The 22901-nt window shown below is 62.6% G+C and carries 19 protein-coding genes; 4 read left to right on the top strand and 15 right to left on the bottom strand.

What is annotated here, in order from left to right:
- Positions 1-137: 137 nt before the first annotated feature.
- On the top strand, positions 138-1013 hold the full coding sequence (locus tag BMW75_RS04780; protein ID WP_092577241.1) for a LysR substrate-binding domain-containing protein: 876 nt from the start codon (positions 138-140) through the stop codon (positions 1011-1013).
- A gap of 17 nt (positions 1014-1030) precedes the next feature.
- On the opposite strand, the gene BMW75_RS04775 is transcribed toward BMW75_RS04780, so the two are convergent.
- From BMW75_RS04775 to BMW75_RS04740, 8 genes are all read right to left on the bottom strand, one after another.
- On the bottom strand, positions 1031-2035 hold the full coding sequence (locus BMW75_RS04775; protein WP_092577238.1) for an asparaginase: 1005 nt from the start codon (positions 2033-2035) through the stop codon (positions 1031-1033).
- Positions 2028-2945, bottom strand: coding sequence for a ParB/RepB/Spo0J family partition protein (locus tag BMW75_RS04770; protein ID WP_076518306.1), 918 nt, complete (start codon positions 2943-2945; stop codon positions 2028-2030). The genes BMW75_RS04775 and BMW75_RS04770 overlap by 8 nt, the downstream gene beginning before the upstream one ends.
- Before the next feature lie 45 nt (positions 2946-2990).
- Positions 2991-3812: a GNAT family N-acetyltransferase gene (locus BMW75_RS04765; protein WP_076518305.1), complete on the bottom strand. Its 822-nt coding sequence runs from the start codon at positions 3810-3812 to the stop codon at positions 2991-2993.
- A gap of 9 nt (positions 3813-3821) precedes the next feature.
- Positions 3822-4622, bottom strand: a complete 801-nt coding sequence (locus BMW75_RS04760) for a ParA family protein (RefSeq protein WP_076518304.1) — start codon at positions 4620-4622, stop codon at positions 3822-3824.
- Positions 4619-5308: a 16S rRNA (guanine(527)-N(7))-methyltransferase RsmG gene (rsmG, locus tag BMW75_RS04755; RefSeq protein WP_092577233.1), complete on the bottom strand. Its 690-nt coding sequence runs from the start codon at positions 5306-5308 to the stop codon at positions 4619-4621. Before rsmG ends, BMW75_RS04760 begins: the two co-directional genes overlap by 4 nt.
- The gene (mnmG, locus tag BMW75_RS04750) at positions 5305-7224 is read right to left on the bottom strand and encodes a tRNA uridine-5-carboxymethylaminomethyl(34) synthesis enzyme MnmG (RefSeq protein ID WP_092577230.1); all 1920 of its coding nucleotides are present in this window, start codon (positions 7222-7224) and stop codon (positions 5305-5307) included. The genes rsmG and mnmG overlap by 4 nt, the downstream gene beginning before the upstream one ends.
- A 2420-nt stretch (positions 7225-9644) precedes the next feature.
- Positions 9645-9851, bottom strand: coding sequence for a cold-shock protein (locus BMW75_RS04745; protein ID WP_056566091.1), 207 nt, complete (start codon positions 9849-9851; stop codon positions 9645-9647).
- A gap of 222 nt (positions 9852-10073) precedes the next feature.
- Positions 10074-11144 carry an AbrB family transcriptional regulator gene (locus BMW75_RS04740; RefSeq protein ID WP_076518301.1) on the bottom strand — a complete coding sequence of 357 codons (1071 nt, stop codon included), beginning with the start codon at positions 11142-11144 and terminating at the stop codon, positions 10074-10076.
- Between the two features lie 74 nt (positions 11145-11218).
- On the opposite strand from BMW75_RS04740, the gene BMW75_RS04735 reads away from it, so the two are divergent.
- Positions 11219-12385 (top strand): pyridoxal phosphate-dependent aminotransferase, encoded by a 1167-nt coding sequence (locus BMW75_RS04735; RefSeq protein ID WP_092577227.1) that lies wholly within the window; start codon positions 11219-11221, stop codon positions 12383-12385.
- Positions 12386-12545: 160 nt separating this feature from the next.
- Here the strand turns inward: BMW75_RS04735 and BMW75_RS04730 are convergent, their stop codons facing one another.
- The 5 genes from BMW75_RS04730 to BMW75_RS04710 all read right to left on the bottom strand — a co-directional run bounded on the left by BMW75_RS04730 (position 12546) and on the right by BMW75_RS04710 (position 17897).
- The gene (locus BMW75_RS04730; protein WP_092577225.1) at positions 12546-14072 is read right to left on the bottom strand and encodes a tripartite tricarboxylate transporter permease; all 1527 of its coding nucleotides are present in this window, start codon (positions 14070-14072) and stop codon (positions 12546-12548) included.
- Positions 14069-14506 carry a tripartite tricarboxylate transporter TctB family protein gene (locus tag BMW75_RS04725; protein ID WP_076518298.1) on the bottom strand — a complete coding sequence of 146 codons (438 nt, stop codon included), beginning with the start codon at positions 14504-14506 and terminating at the stop codon, positions 14069-14071. The genes BMW75_RS04730 and BMW75_RS04725 overlap by 4 nt, the downstream gene beginning before the upstream one ends.
- Positions 14507-14628: 122 nt before the next feature.
- Complete coding sequence (locus BMW75_RS04720; protein WP_254791940.1) at positions 14629-15594, bottom strand: Bug family tripartite tricarboxylate transporter substrate binding protein; 966 nt, start codon at positions 15592-15594, stop codon at positions 14629-14631.
- A 151-nt stretch (positions 15595-15745) separates the two neighbouring features.
- Positions 15746-17230, bottom strand: coding sequence for a sensor histidine kinase (locus BMW75_RS04715; protein WP_371466654.1), 1485 nt, complete (start codon positions 17228-17230; stop codon positions 15746-15748).
- Entirely contained in the window at positions 17220-17897 is a 678-nt protein-coding gene (locus BMW75_RS04710; protein ID WP_092577220.1) for a response regulator, read from the bottom strand. The genes BMW75_RS04715 and BMW75_RS04710 overlap by 11 nt, the downstream gene beginning before the upstream one ends.
- A 489-nt stretch (positions 17898-18386) precedes the next feature.
- Between BMW75_RS04710 and BMW75_RS04705 the strand changes: the two genes are divergently transcribed.
- Positions 18387-19766: a ClcB-like voltage-gated chloride channel protein gene (locus BMW75_RS04705; protein ID WP_092577217.1), complete on the top strand. Its 1380-nt coding sequence runs from the start codon at positions 18387-18389 to the stop codon at positions 19764-19766.
- Positions 19767-19824: 58 nt separating this feature from the next.
- On the opposite strand, the gene BMW75_RS04700 is transcribed toward BMW75_RS04705, so the two are convergent.
- The gene (locus BMW75_RS04700; RefSeq protein WP_092577375.1) at positions 19825-20244 is read right to left on the bottom strand and encodes a GNAT family N-acetyltransferase; all 420 of its coding nucleotides are present in this window, start codon (positions 20242-20244) and stop codon (positions 19825-19827) included.
- A gap of 298 nt (positions 20245-20542) precedes the next feature.
- Between BMW75_RS04700 and BMW75_RS04695 the strand changes: the two genes are divergently transcribed.
- Entirely contained in the window at positions 20543-21505 is a 963-nt protein-coding gene (locus BMW75_RS04695) for a Fic family protein (RefSeq protein WP_254791938.1), read from the top strand.
- 37 nt (positions 21506-21542) lie between these two features.
- Here BMW75_RS04695 and mnmE read toward each other — a convergent pair whose 3' ends face one another.
- Positions 21543-22895 carry a tRNA uridine-5-carboxymethylaminomethyl(34) synthesis GTPase MnmE gene (gene mnmE, locus BMW75_RS04690; RefSeq protein ID WP_092577214.1) on the bottom strand — a complete coding sequence of 451 codons (1353 nt, stop codon included), beginning with the start codon at positions 22893-22895 and terminating at the stop codon, positions 21543-21545.
- Positions 22896-22901 lie beyond the last annotated feature (6 nt).

The following is a 22901-nucleotide window of genomic DNA, read 5'->3' as shown; positions in this document are numbered from 1 at the left end:
TTCATGAGTTATTGCACTTACTGTATCGCCCGGCTTGGCCCTCAACAATTTAAATTGCTTTAAACATCCATTAGCAGTGGTAATGTATCGGGTTATCCCTGAACCCTTGTAAACCCTTGGATGGCTGGGCTACCCCAATGCGCAACCTGGATCTCGACCTGCTACGCACGCTGACGGCGATCGCCCAGCATGAGACTTTTTCCGAAGCCGCCAACAGGTTGCACAAGACCCAGTCGGCCATCACCCAACAGATGCAGCGGCTCGAGGCCATGATCGGGCTGCCTCTCTTCGAAAAGCACGGCCGCAACAAGCTGCTGTCCTCGCATGGGCGGCGGCTGGTCGAGTACGCGCGGCACATGCTGGCCATCAACGACGAAGCATTGCGCGCGTTGCAGGACGGGCCCCTGGAGGGCGATCTGCGGTTGGGCGCACCCCTGGACGTGGCCGACACGATCCTGCCCACGCTGCTGACGCACATCGCGCGCGTGGCGCCGCGCGTGAAACTGGAGATCCGTGTCGATCGCAGTCCGTTCCTGATGGATGCACTGCGCGCCGGCGAAATAGACCTGACCATCTCGACGCGCTTCGACCAGGATTTCGAGGGTGTGGCGTTGCGAACGTCGCCGACGGTCTGGTTGGCCTCGGCCGATTACGTGCACGATCCGCATACGCCGGTGCCGCTGGTGCTGGCCGACGAACCGAGCATTTTTCGGCGCCTGGCGCTCAATGCGCTGGAGCAGGCGCAGGTGCGGTGGCACACGAACTACGTGGCGCCGAACCTGGTGGGGATTAAGGCCGCGCTACGCGCCGGCCTGGGCGTGACCGCGCGCAGCGTGGAGCTGCTGGGACCGGAAATGCGCGTGCTCGGAGAAAAGGAGGGATTGCCGCCCCTGCCGGACGTGACCTACTTCCTGTGGATAAGGCGTGATCTCATCAATCCGCTGACGCGTCAGGTGTACGACATGCTGCGCACCAATCTGGGCCTCGCGCAGCAAGGCGACGCGACGGCGTAGCCGTCGCGGCGGGGCGTTCAATAGCGGTCGAAGATCTGCTGCAGACCGGCCGGATCGCGGGTGACCGAGAGCGCAAGCATGAGCAGGATGCGCGCCTTCTGCGGATTCAGGTCCCCTGCCGCGACAAAGCCCAGCGTGGCGTCATCGAGTTCGACATCGCGCGCGACAAAGCCGCTGCCCGTCCGACTGGACCGCACGACCGCCACGCCATCATCGGCCGCGCGGCGCAGGCTGTCGATGGCCAGGTCGGTGGCGTTGCCGTCGCCCACCCCCGCCAGCACGATGCCGTCCACCGCGCTGGCCAGGAAATCGATCAGGTCGGATTGCAGATTGGCATGGGCGTAGACGATGTCCACGCGTGGCCAGCCGGCCTTTTCCAGCAATGCGAGTGAAAACTCGCTTTGTGCGCCATACACGGTGGTGTTGCGCGAATAGAAGCACGGCACGCCGCCATGCATGACGCCCGCGCGGCCGCGATTGGGCGACGCGAAGGCGCACAGTCCGGCGCTGGCGATCTTCTGGATTTCGCGGGCGTAGTGCACGTCTTCGTTCATGACGACGATCGGCCCGCGGCCGCGCGCGTCGGGATGGCGGGCCAGCGCCACCGCGTTGTACAGGTTGGCGGGGCCCTCGGCGCCCAGCGCCGTGGCGGGACGCATGGCGCCTACCAGCACGACGGCCTTGTCATGGCGGTTCACCAGGCTGAGGAAATAGGCGGTTTCCTCGAGCGTGTCCGTGCCATGCGTGATGACGATGCCGGCCACCGAGGCGTCCTGGCAGAGCGCATCCACGCGCTGCGCGAGCGTGCGCCAGACCTCGTGCGTCATGTTCTGGCTGCCGACGTTGGCCACCTGTTCGGCGCGGATCTCAGCGATGCCGGCAAGCTGCGGCACCGCCGCAAGCAGGTCGTTCACGGAAAACGAGCCGGACTTGTAGCCCGCGGACGTGGCATCCGCCTGCGCGCCCGCGATCGTGCCGCCCGTAGCCAGCACCGCGATGACGGGCAAGGCGCGATCAGGCATCCACGGCTCCGGACAGGCCTTGGCGCTCGAGCAGCGAATTCAGGTGTTCCCATCCGTGGAAATCGATCACGATCTGCCCTTTTTCCTTGGCGCCCACTTTCAGCGCCACGCGCGTGCCCAGGTGGTCGGACAGCGCTTCTTCCAGGCGGGTCAGGTCGCGCGACACGCCGTTCGCCTTCTTCTTGGGCGAGGCCGAGGTTTCGGCTTCCTTGACGGTCTTGGCGACGAGCTTTTCGGCTTCGCGTACCGACAGGCGGCGCGCGATGATGAGGTTGGCAAGCTGGATCTGGGTGGCCGCGTCCACGGCGAGCAGCGCACGCGCGTGCCCCATGTCCACGTCGCCAGCCAGCAGCATGGTCTGCACGGGCGCGGCCAGATTCAGAAGGCGCAGCAGGTTGCTGGTGGCCGACCGCGAGCGGCCGATGGCCTGCGCGGCCTGTTCGTGCGTGAGGCCGAACTCGTCGAGCAGGCGGCGCACGCCGTGCGCTTCTTCCAGCGGGTTCAGGTCTTCGCGCTGGATGTTTTCGATGAGCGCCATGACGGCCGCGTTTTCATCGGCGACCTCGCGCACCAGCACCGGCACTTCTTTCAGGCCCGCAAGCTGCGCCGCGCGGAAGCGGCGTTCACCGGCAATGATCTCGTAATGGCCGGGCGCGTCGCCCAGCGCGCGCACGAGAATCGGCTGCATGATGCCTTGCGTGCGTATCGATTCGGCCAGCTCGCCCAGGGCCCCCTCGTCCATGCGCGTGCGCGGCTGGTACTTGCCGGCGCGCATCTTCGAGATGGGCAGGGTGGACGGCGGACCCTCGGGCTTGGCGACCGCCTTGCCGATGTTGTCGATGGCAGGCGCGTCCGCGCCCAGCAAGGCGTCCAGTCCGCGACCCAATCCCTTGGGTTTCTTGGTGGCCATAGTTAAATCCTCTTTCCTTCTGTCTTTGTATCCCGGGCCCAGGGCTCAGGCGCCCGCCTGCTCGGCGGGCAGGCGGTACCAATACGCGTAACAGTCTTTGAAACCGTAGCGGGCATACAGCGCCCGCGCGGCGGTGTTTTCCGGCTCGACCTGCAGGTAGGCCGTGCGGGCGCCACCGGCGGCGCCTTCGGCCAGCAAATGCTCCACCAGGACGGCGGCATAGCCTTTGCGCCGATGTCCGGGATGGGTAACGATGTCGAACAGGCCAAGCAGGTCGCCGTCGCGCACGGCCATGCCGGCGGCGACCACCTGCCCTGCCGCGTCAGTCGCGAGCACCGGCTGCTTATCCACAGCCAGTCCCGACAAGCGCGCCTGGTGTTCGCCGACGTGCATCGCGGATGCGCCGCGCATGACTCCGACCGCCGCCGCGAAGCGCTCGGCATCGACCATGCTGAAATGCAGATCGCCCCTGCCGCACGTGCGGGGGGCGAGCGGCGTGCTCATGACTCGAGTCTCACCGGTATAGGTATAACCGCGGGCCTCCAGCTCGGCGTCGAGCGAAAAATCGGGGCCGATGGAGGTAATGCGCAGCACCATGGGCAAGCCATGGCGCGCATACAACGATGAACAATACGCCAGCCGCTCATCCAAAGGACGTGTGGATAACCCCAGCACATTCACGCTTCGGACCCGCTTGGCGGGCGAATGGGCAAAACGCACCAGCCAGCCATCATAGATCAGTTGCGCGCCCACCGCGGTGGCATTGAGCGCCGCCTCTTCCAGCCGCACGCGCAGCGCATCGCGCACGTCGGCGGGCGGCGTGGAGCAGGCTGTCTGTGGCGGAAAAAAGAGCGCGGCGTCGGGCATCGGGTAAAGCTAGTTCAAGTCTTTCCTGACGCGCTCGATCATTTCGGCGCCGAAAGAAATGTACGCCTGCGCGCCGCGCGAGGCGCGGTCATACACGACGCCCGGCATGCCGTAACTGGGTGCTTCGGCAAGGCGCACATTGCGCGGCACCACCGTCTTGAAGACTTTGTCGCCGAAGTGCGACTCGAGCTGGGCGGACACCTGCTGCTGCAGGGTCATGCGCGGATCGAACATGACGCGCAACAATCCGATGACGCGCAGGTCATCGTTGATGTTGCGGTGGACGCGCTTGATGGTGTTGACCAGGTCCGACAGTCCTTCGAGCGCGAAGTATTCGCACTGCATCGGAATGATGACGCCATGCGCTGCGGCCAGGCCGTTGAGCGTCAGCAGGGACAGCGTGGGCGGGCAGTCGATGAGCACGAAGTCGTACTGGCTGGCGACGGTGTCGATCGCGGCCTTCAACTGGCGTTCGCGCTGGTCCATCTGCACCAGGTCGATCTCGGCGCCCGAGAGTTCGCGGTTGGCGGGCAGGACGTCGTAACCGCCCGACTCCGACTTCACGCGGGCCTGCTCGATCGAGGATTCGCCGATCAGCACCTGGTACAGGTTGGACTCGAGGGAGTTCTTGTCGATGCCGCTGCCCATCGTGGCATTGCCCTGCGGATCCAGGTCCACCAGCAGCACGCGTTGATTGTGCGTGGCAAGGCCGGCCGCCAGGTTGATGGCGGTCGTGGTCTTGCCCACGCCGCCCTTCTGATTGGCAATGCAGAATACGCGGGCGGATGTGCTGGGGGGTATGTTCTTCATAGGGTTCCTTGACTGCGGCGCATCCAGATCAGGCAGCGTTCTGCTTGCAGCTCCGGGACTTGGAGCGGCTGAATATGGTCGACTTGCCATTCCCCGCGCGCATGCAGCGCCTGGATTTCTTCTTCGGGGACCTTGCCCTTCATGGCGACGAGGGTACCATTCTTGGCCACGTGGCGACCCGCGAGTTGCGCAAAATCATCCAATGATGCAAACGCTCGCGAGGTGACGATGTCGCACTCGGCGGGATCCAACGTTTCGATACGCGCGTGCCGCGATTGCAGGTTGGGCAACGCCAACGCGCCGCTCATCTGGCGCACGAACGCGGTCTTCTTTTCGACGGCGTCGATGCAGGTCACGGACCAGGCGGGCCGCATGATCGCCAGGACGACGCCAGGCAGGCCGCCGCCCGAGCCGACGTCGTAGACCTTGGCCGGCGCATCGGGCGCGGCCAGCGCCTCGCTGAAGGGCTTCACGGCAGCCAGGCTGTCGAACAGATGCTGCACGAGCATCTGCTGCGGATCGCGGATGGCGGTGAGGTTGTACGTGCGATTCCAGCGCTGCATCTGCGCCAGGTAGCTCAGCAGCTTGGCAATGGCCGCATCGTCGGCGCGCAGGCCCAGTTCCTCGCATGCGCGAGTGAGTCGGCCGGCCATGTCCGAGCCGGCCTGATTGGCGGGCGCGCTCATGCCGCTTGCTTGCGCGAGCCGTAATGCAGGCGCTTGAGATGGATGAGCAGGAGCGAAATCGCGGCCGGGGTGACGCCGGAGATGCGCGCGGCCTGGCCGATGGTCTCCGGACGATGGGTCTTGAGCTTCTGGCGCACTTCAAACGACAGGCTGGTCACGGCGTCGTAATCGACATCCGCGGGAATCGGTTGCTGTTCATGGGCGATGTGCTTCTGGACCTCGTCCTGCTGGCGGGCGATGTAGCCCGCATACTTGACCTGGATCTCGACCTGCTCGGACAGCACATCGTCCTCGACCACGCCCGGACCAGCCAGCAGGGAGCCGTCGGCATTGCGCGCCGCCATCAGCGCCTCATACGACACATTCGGGCGCTTCAGCAGATCAGCAAGTGAGTACTCACGTTCAATTGCCTTGCCCAAGAGGGGCTCGGCCACCTCGGCGGGCAGGAGCCTGGGGTTGACCCATGAGGACTTCAGGCGCTCGACTTCGGCGGCCACTGCATCGCGCTTGCGGTTGAATGCATCCCAGCGCGCATTGTCGACAATTCCGAGTTGGCGTCCGATTTCGGTCAGGCGCAGGTCGGCGTTATCTTCGCGCAGGCTAAGGCGATACTCGGCGCGCGAGGTGAACATGCGGTAGGGTTCCGTCACGCCGCGCGTGACCAGATCGTCCACCAACACGCCCAGATAAGCCTCGTCCCGACGTGGCGTCCACTGGTCACGGTCCTTCGCTTTGAGCGCGGCGTTCACGCCGGCCAGCAGGCCCTGTGCCGCGGCCTCTTCGTAGCCGGTCGTGCCGTTGATCTGACCCGCGAAGAACAGGCCGTTGATCGCCTTGGTTTCGAGCGTGCTCTTGAGTCCACGTGGATCGAAATAATCGTATTCGATCGCGTACCCGGGCCGCATGATGTGCGCGTTCTCCAGGCCGGGCAGCGAATGGATCAGGTCGAGCTGCACATCGAAAGGCAGGCTGGTCGACACACCGTTGGGATAGACCTCGTGGGTGTCCAGCCCTTCCGGTTCAAGAAAGACCTGGTGAGATTGCTTGTCGGCGAAGCGATGGATCTTGTCCTCGATGGAGGGACAGTAGCGCGGGCCCACCCCTTCGATGACGCCGCTGTACATCGGCGAGCGGTCAAGACCGCCGCGGATGATGTCGTGCGTGCGGGCGTTGGTGTGGGTGATCCAGCAGGGAAGCTGCTTCGGGTGCATGGACACATTGCCCATGTACGAGAACACGGGAATCGGATCCAGGTCGCCGGGCTGCTCCTCGAGCACTGAGTAGTTGATCGTGCGACCGTCGATGCGCGGCGGCGTGCCGGTCTTCAGGCGCCCTTGGGGAAGCTGCAGTTCCTTCAGGCGTTGACCCAGCGAGATGGCTGGCGGATCGCCGGCGCGGCCGCCCGAGTAGTTCTGCAGCCCGACGTGGATCAGGCCATTGAGGAAAGTACCTGCCGTCAGCACTACGGTCTTGGCGCGAAACTTCAGGCCGACTTGCGTCACCGCGCCCACGACACGATCGCCCTCCACCATCAGGTCCTCGACGGCCTGCTGGAACAGCCAGAGATTCGGCTGGTTCTCCAGGCGTCCGCGGATCGCCTTCCGGTACAGGACGCGGTCCGCCTGGGCGCGCGTGGCGCGCACGGCCGGGCCCTTCGATCCATTCAGGATGCGGAACTGAATGCCGGATTCATCTGTGGCCAAAGCCATGGCCCCACCCAAGGCATCCACCTCTTTGACAAGATGGCCCTTGCCAATTCCGCCGATGGACGGATTGCACGACATTTGGCCAAGGGTTTCGATGTTGTGCGTAAGCAGCAGCGTCTGCGCGCCCGACCGAGCAGCGGCCAAGGCCGCCTCAGTACCGGCGTGGCCGCCACCGACGACGATGACATCGAATTCGCGGGGATAGTCCATGATGGGGGAGATGTAGGAGAGAGCGTTCGGCGCTCATTATAGAGGCAGGGGTGGCATGTTTCACGTGAAACATGTTGCGCACAGTCTGCACGCGGCGAAATTGAAATCGGTGTCGGAGCGAAAGCCTGTTCGTGGGGAGAAAGTGTTGGCACCTGCCGGCGTATAGCTGTGATGTTCCACGTGAAACAGGACTGTGCATTGTCGCGCGCGCGGCGGGCGCTCGTTGGTGGTCGATGTTTCACGTGGAACATCCCTGGCCTGTATTCCTGCCTTGGCCCCTGGGAAACATCGCGGCGGCCTGCGGTGATGCGTGATCTTAGTCGCTTAGTTTGATCCCACTTCTCGGTTAGACCATTGGACGGTGGCGGGTTCAGGTGCGAACCACACCACCCCTATGCCCCAGTCAGTCCGATTGGGGAGAGACGGCGTCTCGCGCCTGGGCCGGTCCGGGTTCGATGGAACAGCGAAACAAGAGGATCCGGTGCGTGAATGTTCCACGTGGAACATGGACGAGATGCGGGTCGGGTACCTTCGCGCACTGCTCTTCCCTATGTTTCACGTGGAACATTCTGCGTAAACACCGGCACGGGTCGAGGCGACGTTGCCCTGGCTGGACTACAAGAGCAGTGACTGTGACTCAACAGAAGCCTAGGCTGCCAAAGAAGCAGCGAGCCGAGACAGACATCAAGATCATCACGCATGGTCATGTTTCACGTGGAACAACAGGGTCCTTTCGCGGAAGCAGGCGCGCCACCCGCCTCGACTGTTTCACGTGAAACACACGCGGTCGCGTAGATTCGACGTCAGATGGCGAAAACACTAAAGAGACCCAGACGGAAAGCACGCACACCAAACTACGGCTAGCCGCAGCCGACAAAGGTAAGAAATATGAAAAAAAACGATTTATTCCACCCTACCCTACCCCTTAGCCGAAAAAAGGGAATTTTTGGCATTTACCAAACTCAGAAGATCCCGAAAATCGCACGGGGAGATTTTCGACGACAGCACCAACAATGAGTAAGGGAAGCATGCGATGCGGAAACTTACCGACGGTCCGGGCTGGAACAGCGCCGAATACCAGCACAAAGAAGAGGTGCATTTTTCGAAGCTGTGGCTAGCCGTACCTGATTCATTAGCCTCCCACTTCGAGGCGGAATCCACGACTCAATCGACCCAGCTCATTTATCCACAGATCTAATAAAGTCGCGACCCTCTATGGAAAACACGTTGCCGCGCAAAGCAACAGCAGGGTTACGCACATTCTTATCAACAGGCAAACAGCGGGCAGTACTTATAAAGTCAGCTATCCACGTGAAATCGAAACGACCCGCAAGGTCCGACTTAACACCCGTCGCCGAATCACTGGCAAGGCGGCGCGTGGACCCACTCCGTCAGCACGGATTACTCACCCGCCCTGTACTTATCCACATCTCGCCACCCCGGTCTCTTTGTGTATGCCGATGAGACGTCGTCCACGGGAAACCCATCCGTACACGGTCCCGCTCCCATTACCGCAGCGGGCACCAGCACAGAATGAACTCCAACTCCGAACCGCTGTCAAAACGCGCTGCGCAAATCGGGGTGATTTATTCACAAAATTATCCCCACCCCTGATTCGCATGTGTGCTTCCCACACAGAAAGCCGCCGGCTTCATTGACCCGACAATTATCTTGCTCGTACTCAATGAACCGCGCCATCATCCATATGGCCGATGTGTGGAAGGTTCACGCGAAACGCTGTGGAAAAGTCGCTGGCGCGATCTTGCGGAGGATTTGTCCGTCACGCTGACCGCCAAATTGGAAGCATCCACCGAAGCACCCGCGCCGCGAAAACGCCCGCACACGCGGCGCCCTCCTCTCACTCTTTCGGCAATATCCCCATTTCTATCCACAGGCTGACACCCCCAATTTGGCGTATCAGGGAAGTAATTCTGTGCATAACCGGGATGGGGATATCTTTGTGAACAACCGCCCATAAAGCACCACAAATGCGTGCCGCAGCACGCGTTAATTGCCGTGGAGCTCGGCTTCAAGCCAGACCGGCCAGCCAATGGAAAGGGACTGTTTCCCTATGAAAACCGAGTGTTAGGCGCCGGATTCCAGGGAGATTGAACGGCTGGAGGGCGTATCGGAGAAGCCCGGTAATCCCGTTGCGATTAATACGGATAACTGTGCAAAACCGGGCGGCTGTGCGCGCGTTGCTTCATTACTGAGCATCAAAATGCTCATATACGGAAATAATTATCCACAGAGTTATCCAGTGCTCGAGGATATGTTAGTGAATACTAACTTATGCGTGCCGGCACCGCGCAAGCGCCCCTTCACGCCGACGCCCAAATGAAACAACGCCCCAGACCATGAGGTCTTGGGGCGTTGTAGCCAGGCCGAGCCTGGCGGACGGGAAATTGGGATTTCCCGATTTAGAGCGGGCGAATTTCGGCCGCTTGAGGTCCTTTCGGACCATCCTTGACTTCGTATTCGACTTCCTGGCCTTCGTTCAGGCTGCGATAGCCGCGACCCTGGATGGCGGAAAAGTGTGCGAACACATCGGTGCCGCCCACGTCCGGCGTGATGAAACCGAAACCCTTGTCAGCGTTGAACCACTTGACTTTGCCCTTCTGAGCCATTTTTTCTAGCGTCCTGTAATTAAATCGAAATGCAATGAATCAAGGACGCCGTGCGAACTGAACGATCGGTGCAAAACCTGAGTTCCCGCTTGTCGCCTGTGCCACAGAACGAGTCTGCGCGCTGCTTGAATCAACTGCGGAATCAGCATACTCATCCCGCATTACAGAGTCATATAGTTGTTTACCCGAATGTCGTATTTTTTGCACTGGGAGGCCATACCGCTACGCGGAATTATCCCGGCGCCGCGCCAGAAATGCGTAAACCGGACCCGTCACGATCACGACGAAAACCATGCGTGTGACGTGAAACGCCGTCACGACCGGCACACCCAGCTGCAGCACCTTCGCAGTGATGGCCATCTCCGCGATGCCGCCCGGCGTCGTGCCCAAGATCAATGTCGGAATGGGCGCCGCGGACCACAATGAAAGCAATGCGCCGACGCCGAACGCAAGCGCCAAGGCCAATACCGTAAAGCCCGCCACCGCGGCAATGAAGCGCGGCGCGGCACGAAAAAAATCCGGCCGGTAACGGTCGCCAAGCGACCAGCCGATAAGCAGCTGTCCGGCCTTGGGCACATAATCCGGCAGCGCGGACAATTCAATGCTGCAAGCCGTCAGCACCATCGCGGCAAGCATGGGCCCCAGGACCCAGGGATTGGGCAGCCGCAGCTTGATAAACGCCGCGCCGCCCACCATGGTCAGCGCGACCAGCGCAATCAAGCCCACACCGTGCACCTCGGTGGGTCCGGGCACCGTCGGATCCAGGCCCGCCACGCCCCACCATTGAAAAATGAACGGCACCGCGACCACCACGAGCAACACGCGGACGCTGTGCGCGGTGGCCACGCGATCGATCCGGGCGCCATGGCGTTCAGCCAGATTGGCCATTTCGCTCGCGCCACCGATCGCCGATGAAAACCATGCCGTCTTGAAATCCACATCGGTGTAGCGACGAAGGATGGCCGTGCCCAGAAACGCAAGCGCCAGCGCAAACAGCATCCCAACCAGAATGGGCCCGGCATTGTTCCCGATATGGCCGATCACCTGCGGCGTGAAGTACAGCCCCAGCGACGTTCCGATGACCCATTGGCCCGCATTGCGCGCCGGGCGTGGACACGCCGTTCCCAATCCGGCGATCCTGGTCGCCGCGGTCAACAGCAACGCGCCCAGCATCCAGGGCAGCGGCATGTGCGCCCATACCGCCAGCAGCGCGCCGACCAGCGCGACGCAAAATCCCCCCAGCACCCGCACCCACTTGTTGTGAACCACAATCCCGTCCGCGTAAATGCCCATGAAAAATGAATTATGAGTTAGTGGGATACTTACGAAAACTTTCCTTGGCTACCCGTGTTCACTTCGCGTCCAACATGATCCGATCCAAACTCCCCGACGTCGGCACTACCATCTTTACCGTGATGAGCCGCCTTGCCATCGAGCACAAGGCCATCAACCTGGGCCAGGGCTTCCCTGACTTCGACCCGGACCCCGCGCTGTGCGCGCTGGTCACCAAGGCCATGGCTGACGGCCACAACCAGTATCCCTACATGCCCGGCGTCGCGCCATTGCGCGACGCCATCGCCTCCAAGACGCGCGAGCTCTACGGACACGCCTACGACCCCGAGACCGAGATCACGGTGACCAGCGGCGCCACCGAGGCCCTCATGGCGACGGTGCTGGCCGCCGTGGGCAGCGGCGACGAAGTGGTCGTGATCGAACCCTGCTACGACTCGTACCTGCCCGCGATACGCCTGGCGGGCGGCACCGCGGTGCCTGTGCCGCTGCGCGCGCCCACCGAAGCCGACCCGTACTACCGCATCGACTGGCAGCGCGTGCGCGACGCCATTACGTCCAAGACGCGCTTGCTGATGCTGAACTTTCCGCACAACCCGACAGGCGCCGTGCTCGACGACAGCGACCTGGATGCGCTTGAAGCCATTGTCCGCGACACGGGCGTGCTGCTGGTGTCGGACGAGGTCTACGAACATATCGTCTTCGATGGCAAGCCGCACGCCAGCGTGGCCCGCCGTCCCCTGCTGGCCGAGCATGCCTTTGTGATTTCGTCGTTTGGCAAGACGTATCACACCACCGGCTGGAAGATCGGCTACTGCTGCGCCCCGCGTCACCTGAGCGCAGAGCTGCGCAAGGTGCATCAATTCATGGTGTTCACGGTCCCGTCTCCGATGCAGTTCGCGCTGGCCGAATTCATGCGTGATCCCGCACCCTACCTGAATCTGCCGGCCTTCTACCAGGCCAAGCGCGACCGCCTGTCGCAAGGCCTGGCGCAGACACGCTTTCGGCCCTTGCCCAGTCCCGGCACCTTCTTCCTGCTGGCCGACTACAGCCAGATTTCGAAGCAGAACGAAGCCGACTTCGCGCGTGACCTGACCGTCAAGCATGGTGTGACGGTGATACCGGTGTCCGCGTTCTATTGTCAGCCCGATGCGCCCGAATCCAATCACCGCATCGTGCGCTTCTGCTTTGCCAAGAAGGATGCGACGCTGGACGCCGCGCTGGAAAGGCTGAAGCAAGTTTGATCGCTTCGTATGTGAGTAAAAGCTCATATACGGAAACAGAAGCTTCCACGGCAAACGCCGCATGAAAAACGGGGCGCCCAAAAGGCGCCCCGCGTGCGTTATCGGGACTGCGGCCAACGCCGGATTCAGCACCGACCAGCCCCAGCCCTGGCTCCAGCAATCAGACCTGACCGGTGGCCGCCCGTCTCGCCTTGCGCAGACGACGCAGGGCCTGAGGCACGATGACAACCGCCAATGCCGCCACCCACAGCGAAATCGACACGGGGCTGGAAAACAGCACTCGCACGTCGCCGTCCGTGATCGACAGCGCGCGGCGCAGGTTCTGTTCCATCATGTTGCCCAGCACCACGCCCAGCACCAGCGGCGCCATTGGCACGCCGAATTTGCGCAGGAAATAACCCAGCGTTCCGATGCCCGCCACCAGCAGCAGATCGAACGTTCCCGCATTGATCGCATAGACGCCGATATAGCTGATGCACAGAATGCCCGGCACCATCAACCAACCCGGCACCGACAGCACCTTCGAGAACAGCCGGACCAGAGGCACGTTCATCACGAAGAGCAGCACGTTCGCCACGAACAGCGACGCGATCAAGCCCCAGACAAGCTCCGGCTTCGTGTCGAACAGGACCGGCCCCGGGGTGATGTTGTAGAGCGTCAGCGCCCCCATCATCACCGCGGTAGTGCCCGATCCGGGCACGCCCAGGGTCAACATCGGGACGAACGAACCGATCGCGGAGGATGTCGCGGCGGCTTCCGGGGCGACCAGCCCGCGCAAGTCGCCCTTTCCGAACTTGGCCTCGGGATCCTTGGCTTCGATGATGCGCTTTTCCTGCGAGTAGGCCACGGCCGCCGCCACGCTGGCGCCCGCTCCCGGCAGCACGCCGACACCAAAGCCCACCAGCGCGCTGCGAACCACGCTCCACCACGTGAGCGCCAGCTCCTTCAGATTGAAAAGCTTGCGGCCGCTGGGCGTGACCTCGACGCTGTGGCCGGCGGCCACCTTCTCGAGCATTTCCAGCATCTCGCTGACTGCAAAAAGCGCAATCACCACCACCACGAAGTCGATGCCGTCGGCCAGGTGCACGGATTCGAAGGTGTAGCGATAGACGCCCGAGTTCGCGTCCACGCCCACCACCGAGATGGACAACCCGATCATCGCGGCCAGCACGCCTTTGACGGGCTGCTTGCCCAGCAGGCTGGTCAGGCAGCAGAACGCGAAGATCATCAGGACAAAATACTCCGCAGGACCGAAGGCCAGCGCCCATTTGGCCAGCAGCGGCGCGAGCAGGATGATGCCCACCACCGACACGATGGCGCCAAAGAACGCGGACCACGCCGACAGCGACAGAGCCACGTTCGCCAGGCCCTGGCGCGCCAGCGGATAGCCGTCCAGCGTCGTCATGATGGCGCTGGCCTCGCCCGGCACGTTCAGCAGAATCGCGGTGATGCGCCCGCCGTATTCCGCCCCCACGTAGACCGCCGCAAGCAGGATCAGCGCGGTTTCGGGAGGCAGGTTCATCGCGAATGCGATGGGGATCAGCATTGCGACGCCGTTGACCGGCCCCAGGCCGGGCAGCACGCCCACCATGGTTCCGATGAACGAACCAATCGCCGCGACCAGAAGATTCGTCAGCGAAAAGGCGACCCCAAAGCCGATCGACAGATGATCGAGAATGCCGCTCATATCAGGTTCTCCAGCAGTCCGCCGGGCAGGACGACGTCCAGCACCTTGTCGAACAACACGAAAAAGAAAAGGCTCATGACGACGCCGCCGATGGCGCACTTGATCCAGCTGCCGCCGAACAGCCGGCCCACGAAAACCGACATGAGCGAAGTCGCGATGACGAAGCCCAGCCACTGGAACAGAAATGCATACGCGGTCGCGCACACCACCATCAGAGCGATGCGCGCATTGGCGCCCGCCGGGTTGGATTCGACGGCGCGTCCGCCCTTGTAGACGAGCCACAGTCCGCAAAGGCCGATGATCAAGGCCAGCAGCAGGGGAAAGGCGCGCGGGCCGACAGGCTCGTAGGCGAACGGCGCCTCGATGCTCCAGCCGGCTGCCGTCATGAAGACGGCCAGCGCCAGGGCGGCAATGCCCAGGATTCGATCATTCATGATCCAAGTTTCCGTGTTGGTCGGATCGCGCGGCGCAGGGGTCCCCGCAGGAGTCCCCTTGCACCGGCAGAGCCGGCGGGAGACCCCCTGCGCGCGATCGGAAAATCAGCCGGACGGCTGGATTACTTTTTGATCAGGCCGAACGTATCGGCCAGTTCGCCGTACTGCTTGACCTGGTTCTTCACGTAAGCGTCCAGCTCGGGTCCCGTCTTGTTGAACGGAAACAGGCCTTGTTGCTGGCGCAGCTTTTCGAACTCGGGCGTGGCCATGGTTTTGTTGAACGCGTCCACCCAGAACTGGTAATCGCTGTCCGACACCTTGGGACCGACGTAGAACCCGCGGATGATCGGCCAGACGATGTCATAGCCCTGTTCCTTGGCGGTGGGCACCGAGCCCAGCTTGCCCGGCAGCCGCTGGTCGTTGAAGACGGCCAGCACGCGGATGGGCGCGCCGCCTTCCAGCATCGTGAACGCTTCGGCCGCGTCGCCCATGTAGGCCTGGATGTGGCCGCCACGCAGCGCCGTCACGGCCTCGCCGCCCCCTTCAAAGGCGACGAAGCGCATTTTCTTGAAGTCGACGCCAGCCGCCTTGGCGGTCAGGGCTGCCTTCATCCAGTCCTGGCTGCCCACCGTGCCGCCCGCGCCCAGCACGATCTTGGTCGGATCCTGCTTGAAAGCATCCATCAGGCTCTTCAGGTCCGTGTACGGCGAGTCGTTGCGCACGACGGCCACGCCATAGTCGGTGCCGATGCCCGCCAGCCAGCGCACGTCATCGACGTTGTACTTGCCGAACTTGCCCTGGGCCAGGTTGAGCAGCGATCCGCCCGAGAACGCGACGATGGTGCCGGGTTCGTTGGGATGCTGGGCCACGATGTTGTTGTACGCCACCGCGCCAATGCCGCCGGGCATGTAGACGATACGCATGGCGCTCTTGAGGGCGCCGCTCTGCTTCAGGCCTTCGGTCGCCAGGCGGCAGGTCAGGTCGAAGCCGCCTCCCGGCTGGGCCGGTGCGATGCACTCCGGACGGCGGGGTTCATCGGCGGCATGCGCCGCGCCCAGGGACAGGGTGATGGCGCCAAGCGCCGCCATGGCTGCGATGCGCAGCTTCAGACTCGTCTGCATTGTTGCGTCTCCAGAATTTATAGGTCTAGGTATCGCTGGTAGCGGCGCTGCGGTGCGTAATTGCGTCGAGCGGCTCCAGTGGACGCAACCGTACAAAACCGAAGCTTTCCGCAAGCTTTCAATTCCGGCCGTTTTCGTGCCGCGACGCAGCATCCGCACCCGGTTCCAGGGAAAACACCAATGCCGCGCGCAACCCCGGGTGCCCGGTCCGGTTCTCGAGCACCAGGCGCGCGCCCAGGATTTCAGCAATCGTACCCACGATGGCCAGCCCCAAGCCGGCGCCCGATGTGTTTTTGCCCGCCGCTCCCCGCCGGAACCGGACGCAGGCCCGGGCGATATCCTCGTCCGACATGCCCGGGCCATCGTCTTCGACCGCCAGCCGGGCTTCGCCGGGGACCGATTCGATCCGGACGGTGACCACGCCCCCGGCGGCTGCGTAGCGGATGGCGTTGTCCACCAGGTTGCTGACCGCCTCCCGCAACAGCCATTCCGCGCCATGGACCACTATCGGCCCGCCGGCCGCTTCCAGGCCGATGTCCAGTTGCCGGGCGCGGGCATTGGGTAATTGGGTACGGATAACCCCGTCAGCCAGCTCGACGAGGTCGACCGGTTCTGGGCTGGATCCGCCTTCGGCCAGGGAGGCGTCCTTGGCGCGCGCCAGGGCGAGCATCTGGTTGGTGGTGCGTACGGCCCTGTCCAACCCCTCCTGCATCGCCAGAAGGGCTGTACGGACCTCCTGGGGGTCTTCTTCCCGCAAGGCGTACGCCATCTGGGTCCGCAACACCGACAAAGGCGTGCGCAACTGGTGCGACGCGTCGTCCAGGAACTGGGCCTGGACCCTCCCCAACGCCGCAAAACGGGCCATGTGGAGGTTTATTGCCGCGACTAGGGGTAGGACCTCACCTGGCATGTCGGACGCGCTGACGGGGCTTAAATCGTCTGCAGAACGGCCTTTGACTTCCTGGCGCAGCCGCTCCAGGGGGCGCAGGGCCATGAAAACCCCCAGGATGATCACCAGGACGCTGATCAGGACCACGGCCAGGTCTCGCTCTACCGACCTCACCAGCACCTTGTGGAGGAACGCCTGACGGCTTTCCAGGCCTTCGGCCACCTGGACTACGACCCGGCCCCCTTTGTTTGCGTACAAGGGGGGATCCATGGGCCGCGCCAGCGCCGCCACCCGTACAGGCTGCCCCTGGTAAGTCGCATAAAAAAACCTGGGCTCCCCGGAAACCAGGGGCTGCGCCGGCAGGGGCAGGTCGGGATGGCCGATTTCGGCCAGCCCGTCCTCGGTCGCTACCCGGTAGAAGACGTTGCCATTGGCCGTCAGCTCGAAAAATTCGAGCATCAGGTAGGGCTGCTCCATGGCTAATCCACCGCTGGCTGTGGATATGTTGTGGTCGATCGCGCGCAGCGCGCCGGCGAGGGATCGGTCATAGGCCATGTCGACCTGGTTGCGCAACTGGTGGTTGGACAGCCACAAGGCGCCCATCATCACGAAGACCAGCGTCGGAATGAGCCACCAGAGCAACTGGGTCTTCAGCGTTCGCGGACGCTTTTTCGCTGCGAAATCAACGGTTTTTTGCGGACTTCTAGTTGTCAACAAGGTTCTCCAGGCTGTACCCCATGCCTCGCATGGTCACGATCTGGACGCCAGTGTCTGCCAATTTTTTGCGCAGCCGGTGAACCAGGACCTCGATCGCCTCCAGGTTGATGTCGGCATCGTCGGTCAGGATGCGGTCCAGGATCTGCTGCTTGTTGATGGGTTCGCCGCTTTTCTGGATCAGTACCCGAAGTACCGCGTGTTCACGTGGGGATAACTGCAAAGGTTGTCCATTGACCGTGAATTTTTGCGCCGATGTATCAAAAACCAGGTTTCCCAGGGCCAACCGTGGATGGTCACGGCCGCGGCTGCGGCGAATGAGCGCAATCAGGCGCGCTTCCAACTCTTCCACAACAAAGGGTTTCGGCAGGAAATCGTCCGCTCCCTCGTGAAGGGTTCCGATTCTCTCGGCCAGGGAATCGCGCGCGGTCAAGACCAGCACCGGCGTACGGTCGTCACGCGCGCGAATCTTCGCCAGCAACGTGTGCCCATCCATGCCGGGAAGTCCGAGATCCAGGATGACCGCGTCGAATTCTTCAATCGCGAGCCGCCGTTCGGCGACCAATCCGTCATCAGCCCACTCCACGACAAAGCCGGCATGTCTGGCCAGGCTTCTGGAAAGCCAACGGGCAAGTTCAGCTTCATCTTCGATCAAGAGGATACGCATGGACGCAGTCCGGGGGGCGGTGGATGGGCGGAATGGGAAAGCATGTTTGGCTTTTCCTTTATTTCTCTTTATATAAAGACTAATGATTAATAAGGGCTGTGGATAACTACCTTAACCTTGAAAACCTCTTTTTTTTCATCGCCTTGCGGCCGTTTTTGCCTGTGCAAGAACTCTGTGTGGGAAAAAAGCTGAAGTTGGACAAGATTTTGGACCCGGCCAGAAACCCCTGCTTGTTCAACTTGCCTCCACAACATGTGCACAAGCAGCCGCCTTAGGAGTTATCCACAGGGCCATTCTGCCAAACCGGAGACCAAAACGGCCCTTTTACCTTGGAAAACAGCCTGTAGCCCACCTCGATTTTTGCCTCGGCAAGGGGTCAAAACGGGCCGCTGGGGCGCTCTGGAAACTGGGGATTCGAGGGGAGACGTGCGCGGTTCCATGACAGGCGGCTGAACAAAAAGTGAGCAGAATCCGCCGTAGAATTCGGCCATGGAAAGAGCGTTGAAAATCCGCAAGCCGGCCTGGGCGCGGCGATTGAGAAGCGGCCTGTTGGCCGAGAATTTGACGGTCACGCTGTGCGCGGCCGGGTTGATGGGCCTGCTGGGCGCCCTGGCGACCGTAGTGTTTCGCGAGGTATTGGGCTGGGCCCAATTGCTGCTCGGCGGGGGGGAGATTCCACACGGGATGGTGTCGTTGGCCCGCGGACTGGATCCCTGGCAGCGGTTTCTGATGCCGGCAGTCGGGGGCGCAATCGCGGGCATCGTCCTGCAGTCGGCCGCCCGATGGTTGCCCAGGCGCGGCGCGGCCGACTACATGGAAGCGATTTCGATCGGCCGGGGCGTGATCGGCTTTCGCCAGACCGTTGCGCGCAGCCTGTCGTCGATTTTTTCGATTGGTTCCGGCGCGTCTATCGGCCGCGAGGGCCCGATGGTGCAGTTGGCCGCCATGTGTTCGTCGCTGACGGGACGCTACCTGGTGCTGCCGCCCCGCCACCTGCGCCTGCTGGTCGCCTGCGGCGCGACCGCCGGCATCACCGCCGCCTATAACGCACCGATCGCAGGCGCGATCTTCATTTCGGAGATCGTCTATGGCGTCATTTCATCGGCCACCCTGGTTCCACTGGCCGTGGCGTCGGTGGTCGCCAACATCGTGACCCGCCAGGTGCTGCACTATGACGCCGTCTTCCACATGCCCCATTTTGAATTCGTGTCGGGCTGGGAAGTATTCAACTATCTGGGGCTCGGCGTGATTGCGGGTCTGGCGGCCCCGCAGTTTCTGCGTTTCCTGGACGTGTCGCGGGCAGCGTTCCGCCGCCTGCCGTTTCCGCTCTGGGGGCGGATGGCCGCGGGCGGACTGGTCGTCGGGGCCCTATCCGTGCTGAACCCGGCGGTCTGGGGCAATGGCTACAGCGTCGTGAACAGCATGCTGCATACGCAATGGGCCTGGCAGGCGGTGGCCGCCATCCTGTTGCTCAAGACGCTCGCCACCGCGGCGAGTGTGGGCTCGGGGGCGCTGGGCGGGGTTTTCACGCCGACGCTGTTTGTGGGCGCCGCGCTGGGCGCCTTGTACGGGACGGCGCTGCATGGCGTGTTTCCGGCAGGCAGCCTGTCGGCGGAGTCCAGTTATGCCATCGTCGGGATGGGGGCGCTGCTGGCTGCCACCACGCATGCGCCGTTGATGTCGGTCCTGATGATTTTCGAGATGACGCTGAGCTACGAGGTCATGCTGCCCCTGATGCTTGCGTGCATGACCGGCTTTGTCATCGCGCAGCGGATACGGCCGGAGTCGGTCTATGCGAAGTCTTTGGCGCGCAATCGGATTGCGTCGTACGCCATTGCAAAACATCGTGGCAGGGAAAAACACGAGTAAAAGCTCGTATTTTTATCTGCGCTTGATGTCTGGTTTGAATTGATGAAAAAGCCATTTCTTATAGGGGTTTTTGCATGAAAATTCGATTCAATCCGATCTGCGTGGCACGGTGGGTTTCTACATAACCGCGCCGGGTGTAGATAGCGATGTTTTCTGTCATCACTTCCTGCGTATACAAACGGATGCGCGAAAAGCCACCATCCCGCGCGGCCGCTTCAGCCCATTCCAGCAGCGCGCGGCCATAGCCCATGCCTTGCGCACAGGGTGACACGGCGATGTTGTCCAGCAGCAGGCTGCCGGCATCCGGTTCCGGTATCAGCACGATCAGGCCTTGTACGCGGCCGGCCGCTACCAGCACATGGACCACGCCCTGCGCCACGCGCGCCGGATAATCGTCCAGCATGGGGCCAGGCGTGGCGCCATTGCGGGCGATGTAATGGGTGTATGCCGCCTGGACGATGCGTTCGATGGCGGGCACGTCGTCGGACGTCGCCGGGCGGATGCGACAGGGATTGGAATTTGTGGGCACGGCGATGCGCCTGGGTTGATTTCCGATGCAGCAGGGTTGAGTGAATTCACCGGCTCGTTCCTGTCATTGGCTTAGCGGAAATGGGTGTAAATGGGTCTGCAAATGGAAGAAGGACTAGAAGAACGCCTTATTGGGTGTAAATGGGCGTATTGTTGGTTGCATGATTCGCTCTGACGCTCTCCAGATTACCCCCGAAATCCTCTGACTGGTCGCAGGGATCGACGAGTTCAAAGGCGCTTGGCGCGCCTTGGGAACACTCGCGCCTGACCGGCTGTCGGCATTGCGGCGGGTTGCCACCATCGAGAGCATCGGGTCTTCGACACGGATCGAGGGCAGCAAATTGTCGGACCGTGAAGTCGAACGACTACTTTCCAACTTGCAGATTGGGTCGTTCGAGACCCGCGACGAACAGGAAGTGGCTGGCTATGCCGACGTCATGGAATTGGTGTTCTCGTCTTGGCAAGACATCACACTGACCGAGAACCACATCCGGCAACTCCATCGCGATCTGCTGACCCACAGCGACAAGGACGCCTGGCATCGCGGCAATTACAAAACCACGACTAACAGCGTCGCGGCATTCGATCAGGATGGCAAGCCATTGGGCGTGGTGTTTGAGACTGCGACGCCTTTTGATACACCGCGGCTGATGGCTGAGCTCGTGGCTTGGTTCGACGAGGAGCGCAGCGCTGGGCGTCTGCATCCCCTGCTGTTGATCGGCATCTGGGTGGTGGTCTTCCTGGAAATCCATCCCCTTCAGGACGGTAACGGCCGCCTGCGTCGGGTGTTGACCACGTTGTTGCTGCTGCAGGCCGGTTATGCCTACGTGCCCTATAGCTCACTGGAAAGTGTGATCGAGCAGAACAAGGAGGCTTACTATCTGGCGCTGCGCCAGACACAAGGCAGCATCCGCACCGAAGCGCCGAACTCGCAGCCTTGGCTGGTGTTCTTCCTGCGTGCCCTATCCCAGCAAGTCCGTCGGCTGGAACGCAAAGTCGAGCGCGAGAAACTCGTGCTGGGCAAGCTTCCCGATTTGGCATTGCAGATCGTGGATTTCACGCGCGAGCATGGCAGGATCACGATGGCGCAAGCCATGCGCCTGACGGGCAGCAATCGCAACACGCTCAAACAGCACTTCCGTGCGCTGGTGGAACGGGGACACCTGGCGCAGCAGGGCGGCGGGCGTGGTACCTGGTACGAATTGAGCTAGTGGTGGGAAACAGGGGGGAGTGGCGTCGGCACCGCCTTCACTTCCCAATACAAAAACTAGAAAAAATCTCCCCCAGCAAATCATCGCTGGTGAACTTGCCCGTGATGCTGGACAGGCTGTCATGCGCCAGCCGCAGTTCTTCCGCGAACAGGTCCAGCACCCGGTCGTCCTGGCTGGCGTGCGCCGCGGCCAGTTCCAGGTGTTCGGCGGCATCCTGCAGCGCATGAAGATGACGCTCGCGCGCGAGCCACGGGGATTCGGCCCCGGGATTCCAGCCCGCGATCTGCAGGAGTTCGGCGCGCAGCAGGTCCAGACCGGCGCCGCGCTTGGCGGAGATGCCCAGTTCGCCGGGGCCGGCGGCAAAGGGCTCGGGCAGCAGGTCCACCTTGTTGAATACCTTCAATACCGGCGTGCGTGCCGGCAGGCGCGCCGTGATCTGGGCGTCGAGCTCGTCGCCCGGCTGGGTGGCATCCTGCAAATGGAGGATGACGTCGGCGCGTTCGATCTCCTGCCAGGTGCGGGCGATGCCGATGCTCTCGACGGTGTCTTCGGTTTCGCGCAGGCCGGCCGTGTCGACAATATGCAGGGGAACGCCGTCGATATGGATTTCCTGCACCACTTTGTCGCGCGTCGTGCCGGCGATGGGCGTGACGATGGCGATGTCGTCGCCCGCCAGGGCGTTGAGCAGGCTGGACTTGCCGACGTTGGGCTGGCCGGCCAGCACGACGTGCAGTCCCTCGCGCAGGATGACGCCCTGGCGTGCCTGGGCGATGAGCGCGGACAGGTCTGCCGCGAGCGCATCGAGGGTGGGACGAGCCTGATACTTTTCCAGGAAGTCGATTTCTTCTTCGGGAAAATCCAGCGTCGCCTCGACCAGCATGCGCAGATGGATGATGCGATCCGACAGGTCGTTCACGCGCGCCGAGAATTCGCCTGACAGCGAGGCCATGGCGCCGCGCGCGGCCGCCACGGACGAGGCTTCGATCAGGTCGGCCACCGCTTCGGCCTGCGCCAGGTCCATGCGGTCGTTCAGGAAGGCGCGGCGCGTGAATTCGCCGGGCTCGGCCAATCGCAGGCCCTGATCGCGACCGGCGGCAAGGCAACTGTCCAGCACGCGGCGCAGCACGGCGGGACCGCCGTGGCCCTGCAGTTCCAGCACGTCTTCGCCGGTGTAGGAATGCGGCGCGCGAAAGTAGATGGCGATGCCTTCGTCGAGCAGTTCGCCTTCCATGGTTTTGAAGGGCAGATAGTGCGCGTGGCGCGGCGTGAGGTCGCGCTGGAATAGCCGACGCACCAATCCGGACAGGTCCGCACCAGAAATGCGCACGACGCCGATGCCGCCTCTTCCGGGAGCGGTGGCGATGGCGGCGATGGGGGCGTAGGCGGACATATCTGA

This window comes from Achromobacter sp. NFACC18-2, assembly GCF_900108985.1.
Classification (GTDB): Bacteria; Pseudomonadota; Gammaproteobacteria; order Burkholderiales; family Burkholderiaceae_B; genus Achromobacter.
This window is presented reverse-complemented; position numbering and strand designations above follow the sequence as displayed.